This is a genomic window from Neobacillus drentensis (assembly GCF_036966985.1).
GTDB lineage: Bacteria > Bacillota > Bacilli > Bacillales > Cytobacillaceae > Neobacillus > Neobacillus drentensis_E.
In genome coordinates this window covers 17,010-25,766 of sequence record NZ_JBALSN010000043.1, presented here as the reverse complement: position 1 = coordinate 25,766, position 8,757 = coordinate 17,010, and the positions used below count along the sequence as shown (strand labels likewise).

General features: G+C 36.5%; 8 protein-coding genes and 1 pseudogene. 4 read left to right on the top strand and 5 right to left on the bottom strand.

What is annotated here, in order from left to right; genetic code table 11:
- On the top strand, window positions 1–1,268 hold a 1,268-nt coding region (locus tag V7659_RS03140; protein ID WP_335538038.1), incomplete at its 5' end, for an amino acid permease.
- Window positions 1,269–1,337: 69 nt separating this feature from the next.
- Here V7659_RS03140 and V7659_RS03135 read toward each other — a convergent pair.
- A pseudogene (locus tag V7659_RS03135) lies at window positions 1,338–3,574 on the bottom strand (MMPL family transporter).
- A 60-nt stretch (window positions 3,575–3,634) separates the two neighbouring features.
- Window positions 3,635–4,267 (bottom strand): TetR/AcrR family transcriptional regulator, encoded by a 633-nt coding sequence (locus V7659_RS03130; protein ID WP_335453069.1) that lies wholly within the window; start codon window positions 4,265–4,267, stop codon window positions 3,635–3,637.
- A 167-nt stretch (window positions 4,268–4,434) separates the two neighbouring features.
- Between V7659_RS03130 and V7659_RS03125 the strand changes: the two genes are divergently transcribed.
- A complete protein-coding gene (locus V7659_RS03125) occupies window positions 4,435–5,238 on the top strand; it encodes a 5'-nucleotidase, lipoprotein e(P4) family (RefSeq protein ID WP_335538036.1) in 804 nt (267 codons plus the stop codon).
- Window positions 5,239–5,308: 70 nt separating this feature from the next.
- Here the strand turns inward: V7659_RS03125 and V7659_RS03120 are convergent, their stop codons facing one another.
- On the bottom strand, window positions 5,309–5,674 hold the full coding sequence (locus V7659_RS03120) for a cytochrome-c oxidase (RefSeq protein ID WP_335538034.1): 366 nt from the start codon (window positions 5,672–5,674) through the stop codon (window positions 5,309–5,311).
- A 149-nt stretch (window positions 5,675–5,823) separates the two neighbouring features.
- Complete coding sequence (locus V7659_RS03115) at window positions 5,824–7,083, bottom strand: DUF445 domain-containing protein (RefSeq protein ID WP_335538032.1); 1,260 nt, start codon at window positions 7,081–7,083, stop codon at window positions 5,824–5,826.
- Between the two features lie 255 nt (window positions 7,084–7,338).
- Between V7659_RS03115 and V7659_RS03110 the strand changes: the two genes are divergently transcribed.
- Window positions 7,339–7,869, top strand: coding sequence for a hypothetical protein (locus tag V7659_RS03110; protein ID WP_335538031.1), 531 nt, complete (start codon window positions 7,339–7,341; stop codon window positions 7,867–7,869).
- Between the two features lie 73 nt (window positions 7,870–7,942).
- Here the strand turns inward: V7659_RS03110 and V7659_RS03105 are convergent, their stop codons facing one another.
- Entirely contained in the window at window positions 7,943–8,257 is a 315-nt protein-coding gene (locus V7659_RS03105; protein WP_335538029.1) for a HesB/YadR/YfhF family protein, read from the bottom strand.
- Window positions 8,258–8,477: 220 nt separating this feature from the next.
- Here V7659_RS03105 and V7659_RS32265 point away from each other — a divergent pair, with 220 nt between their 5' ends.
- Window positions 8,478–8,675: a CGCGG family putative rSAM-modified RiPP protein gene (locus V7659_RS32265; protein ID WP_438825859.1), complete on the top strand. Its 198-nt coding sequence runs from the start codon at window positions 8,478–8,480 to the stop codon at window positions 8,673–8,675.
- Window positions 8,676–8,757 lie beyond the last annotated feature (82 nt).

Sequence of the window (8,757 nt, the reverse complement as noted above, 5' to 3'; positions counted from 1 at the left end):
CAGGTATTTTGGTTGGATACGGGGTTGCCGGACTAATTATGTTTTTTATCATGCGTGCATTGGGAGAAATGGCGATTCAAAAACCGGTTGCGGGTTCTTTTAGTAAATATGCAAGGGATTATTTAGGACCACTTGCTGGTTATATCACAGGCTGGAATTATTGGTTTTTATGGGTTGTAACATGTATGGCTGAGATCACGGCTGTAGGAATATACATGGAGTATTGGTACCCGGATGTTCCACGTTGGATCTGGGCACTCTCAGCACTAGTGATCATGGCAGGAGTCAATTTTCTTGCTGTAAAAGCTTATGGTGAATTAGAATTTTGGTTTGCGCTTATAAAAATTGTTACGATAATTGCGATGATTGCCATTGGTCTTGGAATGATTTTCTTTGGAATTGGCAATGGCGGTATTGCTACCGGCATTAAAAATTTATGGGAACATGGCGGTCTATTCCCGAATGGAATTAAAGGTGTTTTACTATCATTACAAATGGTAATGTTTGCCTATTTAGGAATTGAAATGATTGGTGTTACTGCAGGTGAAGTTAAGAACCCTGAAAAGTCTCTTTCAAAAGCAATTGATTCGGTATTTTGGCGTATTCTTATTTTTTACGTGGGTGCATTATTCGTGATCATGTCCATCTATCCATGGGAGGAAATTGGTACAAAAGGTAGTCCATTTGTACTTACCTTTGAACAAATCGGCATACCGGGAGCAGCAGGTATTATTAACTTTGTGGTACTAACCGCAGCCCTTTCATCTTGTAACAGTGGGATATTTAGTACGGCACGGATGTTATTTAATTTAGCACAGCATGATGAGGCTCCAAAGAATTTCGCGAAAGTAACTAAGAGTGGTGTTCCAGGTGTTGCAGTCATAGCTTCTGCAGGTGCATTATTAATTGGTGTTGTCTTAAATTATATTGTCCCAGCAAAAGTTTTTACATGGGTGACGAGCATCGCAACCTTTGGAGCGATTTGGACTTGGGGAGTTATTCTTTTATCGCAAATTCGCTATCGTAAAACTTTAAAGCCGGCTGAGGAGAAGGGTCTAAAATATAAGATGCCACTGTTTCCGTTTACTTCTTATCTTTCATTAGCTTTCTTAGCTTTTGTCATTGGTCTAATGGCGTATAATCCTGATACTCGGATTGCACTAATAATTGGACCTTTATTCTTAGTTTTCTTGGTTGCGGTTTACTATACAAAAGGATTCCATAAGCGAAATTCGATCCAGGATAAGGTAGATGAACGAGTAAGTTAAAAAATTATCAAAGATTACTATTAGAAAAAGCAGTGGGGTCATCCCTACTGCTTTTTTTATGGAAAAATATTAATTCGTTGAATTTTCTTTTACTGATGCCATGGCCCTTTTGGACGGCCAGAAAGCCCGTTTTCCCAGTATGACGGTGATGGATGGAACAAGTAATGGACGTACGACGAAGGTGTCTAATAAAACACCAATAGCAGTAATTGTTCCAAAGTGAACAAGGACTTGAATAGGCAAGGTGGTTAATATCGCAAATGTTCCGGCTAGAATTAAGCCAGCAGAAGTGATGACTGAGCCAGATTCAGCGACGCCTTCCTTAATAGCTTGTAGAAGTGGCAAATGCCTGCTTTTTTTCCATATACTTGAAANNAAATCATAAAGATATTATAATCTTCCCCTAATGCAACTATAAATACAAAGGCATAAAGCGGAATAAATCCTTGGATTGCTTCAACTCCAAAAATATAATGAAGAAGTACCCAGCCAAGTCCAAGCGCACTAAAGTATGATAATAGAACCGTTCCGATTAAATAAGCTGTGGCTGTAATTGAACGAAGATAAACTAGCAGCAAAACAGCGATGATACTAATTACTATTGGAATAATGATGCTGCTATCATGATTGGTTGTCTGTTTGGTATCATACTGTTCAGCTGTTAGACCCCCAATCCAAACATGATCAGATGTATGAACAATTCCCGCATTTTTTATGCTGTTTTCTACAGATTTGCGAAGGTCTGGAATATGACTCATTGCTATATTTGAATATGGGTTAACATTCATTTCTACATTATAGCTAATTATGTTGGTATGTTTTGCTCCCTGTTTCCCTTCAGAAACTAGTTCTATGAAAGTGAGTTTCTCTAAATCTTCTTTTACAGCGTTTGATTTCCCATCAGTTTGCACGATTACTTGAACAGGTGCTAGTTCACCTGGATTAAAGTGTTCTGAAATGATCTTGAACCCTTCTCTTGATGGCATATCTTTTGGAAAAGAAGATAAGGTATCGTAAGTATAGACAATTTTGGATGAAAAGAATGCAAAAATACCTAGAAATAATAACGTAATTACCATTAACTCGATTGGTTTTTTCACAATAAGGTTTCCTAGTCGTGTACCAAAACCCTCTTTATTATTTTGAGGGGGGAGAGTTTTTCCTTTCCTTTGGGCTCGTTTTTCTTGCATGGACCTAGTCAGCGGTAAGAACGGATAAAAGGAGGCTCTGCCAATAATACTTAAGAGTGCCGGTATTAACGTTAGACTGGCAGCCATCATGATTAGAATAGAAAGGCTAAATGGAATGGCAAAGCGGTGGATTGCACCGTATTTGGATAGTAATAACACCAGCAACGAGAAAACAACTGTTAGCCCGCTCATTGCGATAGCACCAGACGCACTTTTTAGAGAGAGTTTCATAGCGGTAAGCTTATCGTTTTCTTCAAGTAAGTTACTTCTAAATCGTGAAATGAGAAATAAACAATAATCAGTACCTGCACCGAAAAGAAGTACCGTCATAATCGAAAGGGCTTGAGAGTCCAGTTCAACCCAGCCCGCCTTTGCAATTCCACCGAGGATGGGACTTATGACACCATAGGCAATCCCAACCCCTAATAAGGGGATCAAGGCTAAAATGGGAGAACGATAAATTAGTAGTAATAAAACGAGAACAATGGCAACCGTTCCAAATAGTAAGGAAAGGTCTCCTTGACTAAATAAAGCTGTTGCATCAGTTGAAACACCTGCAGGTCCAGTAATTCGTAATAGTAATCGATCCTTATCCCCCATTTTTGCTTTATTTGGATTCTCAGGAAAGATAGAAGCAGCTTTTTCTTTGAATATTAATATGCCATTCGTAATTTGCTCCTTGTCTGCTTCCTTTTTAAAGGTAACAGGTAAAATTAAGGTTGTACCATCCTCTGAAAGCTGCTGTTTAAGTACTGGGAGTGAGAATTGATAAAAAGGTACAATAGAATCCTGTGAATCTACTGGATTATTGTCTAATTCCTTGGAATACTTTTGAATAAGTGAAAGATCAACTTCTGTAATTCCAGTTGATTTATACCAGGTTAAAAGGGCCGGGGTACCTGAATTTGTCGGGAATTCTCTCTCTGCAACAATTTTCGCTTGTTGTGAAGGTGTGGTTGATTCTAGATTTTTTGCCATCTCGTTCTTTTGGGAATTTGCTTGTGGCAAAGTGGTATTTAATACGGCTGCTAGAATCAGCCATGTAATAAGAACGATCCATCTGCCTTTCTTTCCACTTACAGCATTACCATACTTCCTAAACCATGGTTTTTCCAAGTTGTTCACTCCTATCTTATTTCCTTATCGTTTGATAAGTTTTGGGTAAAAAAAATTAAATTACGCTTTAATTCCATTAATAAAAATTTCAACCATTAATTTGGCTTTTTCCTCGGCCTTTAATTGCCGTTCCTCTGTAGAGAGTCTGGTAGTATTTTCTGGTTCAAGGATGGATTTAATAATATTTAATATCAAAAAGGCTAATTCAGTGGTATTTGTATTCATCAATGCAGGCTTTTTAATTTCTCCTGTTGAAACCCCATCATTTATCATTTTCTCAAAAGGTGTTAAAAAGGCCTTGACCCAAGATTGATAGAGGTGCTGTTGTTCAGTCGGATGCAGTTCATGTGAAATGTCGTGAAACATTTGTGCCAGATCCATTTCAAAATGCGCCGTCATATAGAGTGCAATTTGAGTAAGCCTTTCTTGAAAGGTAGTGAACTGAGATAAGATTGCATTTAAGTCAAGTTCTGTTTGGTGAAGAGTTTGCTTCATCACTTCGACATAAAGTGTTTGCTTGTTCTTAAAATGATGATAAATAGCCGGCTGTGTCACACCACAAATTTGAGCAATTTGTCTTGTAGATACGGCGCGATAACCTAGCTCCATGAACAAGCTCCTTGCAGTATGAATAATCAATTGGTACGTTTCCTTAGGATCTATTGCTTTCGCTTGTATGTTCATCTTGCTCATATAATATTGGTCCTTTCATAATGATTACCTTATCAGTTGATAAGTAAAATATAACGAAACTGGAGAAAGAAGTAAAGGGGCAAAAAAGAAGAATCTCGATGGATGATTGGAATTATTCCTATTTCACATACTAATAATGAAAATTAAATGAGGGATAGGTGTTGGTGTTGAATAGAATTCTTACGGTAATCACTGCAACATTTATTATTATTTCTTTAACCAATTTTCGCGCGCATGCAGAAACAATGGCTAGTTTGTCTGAACAAAATACGATGTCGGTGCTTTGGTATCAAAAAGCTGGGGAAGCTAAGGGATTATATTATCAAGGCTATAACATTGGAAAAATGAGATTGGACGAAATCTTGAGTAAAAGAAGGGGCAGGAATGCCTTGAAACCAGCAATTGTCCTTGATATCGATGAGACCATACTAAATAACAGTCCGCACCAAGCTTGGTATGTTTTGGCCGGAAGAAAAATTCCTTTTAATTGGAATGAATGGTTTAAGCGGGCTGAAGCAAAACCGCTACCGGGTGCCATTGAATTTTTGCAGTATGCAAAATCTTTAGGAGTGGAGATTTTTTACATTTCCAACCGTTATGAATCACAAAAAGATGCTACTATTAACAATTTGCAAAGTGTGGGTGCGCCACAAGCAGATGTTGACCATGTATTATTAATTCAACCTGGTGAAGTTGGGAAAGAAACACGCCGCCATCAGGTGGCGAAAACACATGAAATTCTCTTATTATTTGGTGATAACCTCGGGGACTTTAGTGGATTTGATAAATTATCTGTTACAAAAAGAAATCAGGCCGTTGATAAGTATAGGGACGAATTCGGTAAAAAACTAATACTTTTTCCTAACCCGATGTATGGAGATTGGGAAGGGGCCATTTATAACTATAACTACAAGATATCAGATGAAGAAAAAATCAAACTTAGAAGAAATTTATTAGAAACGTATCGCTAGCAATGAAAAGACGCCAAAAGGCGTCTTTTGTTGTACATGTTACAAATGATATAAACACTACAAGTGCAGATTAACTCCTAACATTTTTAAGGATATTAATCGCAAAGACAATGATCCCTAATACCATCAAGGTACCACCAGTAGCTACCGCGGGAGCAGCGCTTTCTGTCCCAGATACTAAAAAGGCGAGTCCTATCATCATAATGGGTAGGGAGATATTATGAAGCCAAAAGTGAACCTTTGCGAGTGCTGTTTCTGCTGCACCAGGAAAACCAACATAGATGAGACCGGCAACAGCCATAGTCAGCCAACCTAATAAGTTGATATGGGCATGAACAGGGGTGAAGTCAAAACTTTCCGTCATAGACATATACATACCCATGCAAACCCCAATGACAAAATATACCACAGAAATTTTAATCAACCTTATTGCCATTTTTCAGCCTCCCTTTTTACCTTAGAAGTCATGACTACTGTAGTAAATATGTAGGATTATTCTGAAAAAGAACTTTGATTTTAAAAGGACAAAATAAGAATATATCATAGAAAAAAGCTGCCATATTGGGCAGCTTTTTTGGAGGTAAATTAAAAGAGCGCTTTAATACCAACTAAGATAAGTGCTATTAAGAATCCACACACAGCTCCATTCACCCGGATCCATTGCAGGTCTTTTCCGACATTGGTTTCAACCATTTTAATAAGTGTTTTATCATCCAGTTTTTCTAAATTTTCTTTGACAAGAATGCCTATTTTTGAATGATTTTTATCAACAAAACTAGAAATATGGTTCTTAATCCAGGCTTCAATCGCAAGAACTTTTTCTGGATCTGATTTGATCCCATCTAAGCCATTTTTAACAATTGGCAGGAGATAGTCATCATAAAAGTTAGGTTTATCAATAAAATCATAAGCTTTTTGCTCTATCTGATTTAATAATTCAATAATTTGTTCTTGCAAATTCCATCTATCAACTAATTGTGTTTTAAGATTATTAAGTTCATCGTAGACCTTCTGGTCATTTTTTAACGATTGCAGTTTATGATCAATATGAATCATTAATGTTTGGCGATTTTGATTTAATGGGTCTTGGAAGCTAGCTACCCCTTTTAAAATAAGGCCTTGAATCATACTTCCTAATTTCTCCTCGTTAACCAAATTACTAAATGATTTTAAGGCGAATTGCATAAAACCATCAGCTTTGATATTTTCGACCGCATCGACCGCCAATCCACCGAGTTTATGCTTGGTACTTTCCTTTCGTGCCCATTCATCAACCTCTTTAAGCAAGTAATCAAGAGCTTTTTCATCATATTTTCTGATCTTAACTTGGTCTATCAGCAAAGGAAGAAAATTCTTACTATCAATATCGTGGATTCGCGCTTTTATTTCTTCTTCTAATAGTGGAGCGAATCTTGTTATATCAAAGATTTTTAGCAAATGTTTAGCCATCGTGATGAAATTCTTTTGGACTGCTGGAGAAGGTAATTCATTGTCGATAATGTCAAATATTTTGTCAGTAAAATTAATGGTATCAATTTTTCTACGGATACTCTCTTTGGTGAGCCAATCATTTTCTAACATGGAAATGATTCCAGCGATAATTCTATTCCGATTTTTTGGCAGCAGGGCTGTATGTGGTATAGGAATACCTAGTGGATGCCGGAATAATGCTGTTACGGCAAACCAATCGGCTAGTCCGCCTACTAGACCTGCTTCAAATCCACCCTGCAGGATAATCCCCCAGATTGACTCTTTTATTGGAATAGTGGCTAGAAAGCCGATCCCCATCACAGCAAGAAAAATTGTTGCTAAATGCTGTGTTTTTTTATTCTTACTTTTTACCATCTTTGAAACCCCTCATTTTTGAGAAATATTATTTTCTATTGCTATTATCTCAATTTTAGTTAAAAAAAAGCAAAAAAAATTACTTATATTTGGATTATTTACTAAAGCCTATAAAAATGATATATCCTTGGGGAAAAGGTTATAAAAAAATTCTAGAAAAAATTAACCTTTTGGAACGCTAAATACTTTTTTGATATAATAAAATGTTGTAAAATAAACAAGGTTTCAAAAATAGGAAATTAGGGAGAAATGGAAATGAAAAAGTTCTTGTTATTTGTGTCTGCAATTACGATGGCTATTGGTCTAACTGCTTGCTCAAGCAATGATGAAGCAAAGTCAGACAAGAAGGAAACAGCGGAAGAAACTGCATCTAAAGTGGATGTTAAAAAGGAATTAGTCAGATTTTATATGGATCTTAGTAATAAAATTAACGCAAAAGATGCTGATTTAAATGCTTATGTTGCAAAAGCAACTAAGGAAGATGCTACACCTGAGGAATTACCAACTGCTGAAGATCGAGCTAAAGCAAGTGAATCGGCAGCATCGGTTGCAGCCGAATTAAAAAATTATCAAGTTCCTGCATCATTAAAAGCTAAAAAAGCAGATCTTGATGCGGCGATTAAGGATTTTGCGGCTTCTTACCAAGCTAAAGCAGATGAATTAAAAAAGGAAACACCTAATTTTGATGCAGCTACTGCAACCTTCACAAAAGGGGAAGAAAAACTTGGTAAAGTATATGAAAGTGAGAAATTACTTCCACCAAGCGTTGATAAGCAAGTAAATTAAAATCCAATTCAAAACCATCAATAAAAACAAGCCAGATAACAAATGCTGGCTTGTTTTTTTATGGTCTTTATTTCTAATTAGTTACCGTTAAGCTTGGGCGTTCATGATATGTGACCATAATTTCATCTAGATAATTATCCATAGTTAAGGATGTTTCCGTATCTTCAAAGAACCAAACATCATTGTCTTCAACAAAGAAGGTAATCCCATTAATTTCTTTAGAATATCCAACATGAACAGGGGATTCAGCTGAAAAAGCAAGACTATAACCTTTATGCTTTATCCCAAAACCAGCGTATTGAGGAAACATCCGAATGCAAAATGGTTTGTTAAATTCGAATTCATTTGTGAACCATGCGGCAGCTCTTTCATCGATAGATATGAACATCTAAATGCACCAGCCTTTTCCTATTAGGTATTGATTCATAAAGGAAGAAATGGATGTCATGGTTAAAGCTAAATTAAGCCTGTTTCCATTTCCCTATATTGAAAGATTAAAACTTTTAAATAGTTTTGCATGTGATTTTATTCACGGACTGGTCCTAAGATAGTATGATTTTTTAAAATGTTCATTTATTTTTCTTAAAACGTTCACTTGTGTGCAATGAATCACAACTGATGCACTTCAAGCGGTAGAAGAAACGGAAAAGGGGTGCTATGTAAACCTAGTGACCTCGGCCGCGTTTGGGGATCCTGTTGTTTATTTACAACCGTTATTAGAGAAGTTGTACGACAATAGAGTAAAGATTAAATACATTAATCAATGTGGATGTGGGGGATATGTACTAAGGGTTTGGAAAATATAAGTCAGTGTTTACTTCCGATCGAGTGTTGCTGATATTGTAACATATATATAGTGAAAATAATGATAAGATAAGAGCAAGAACG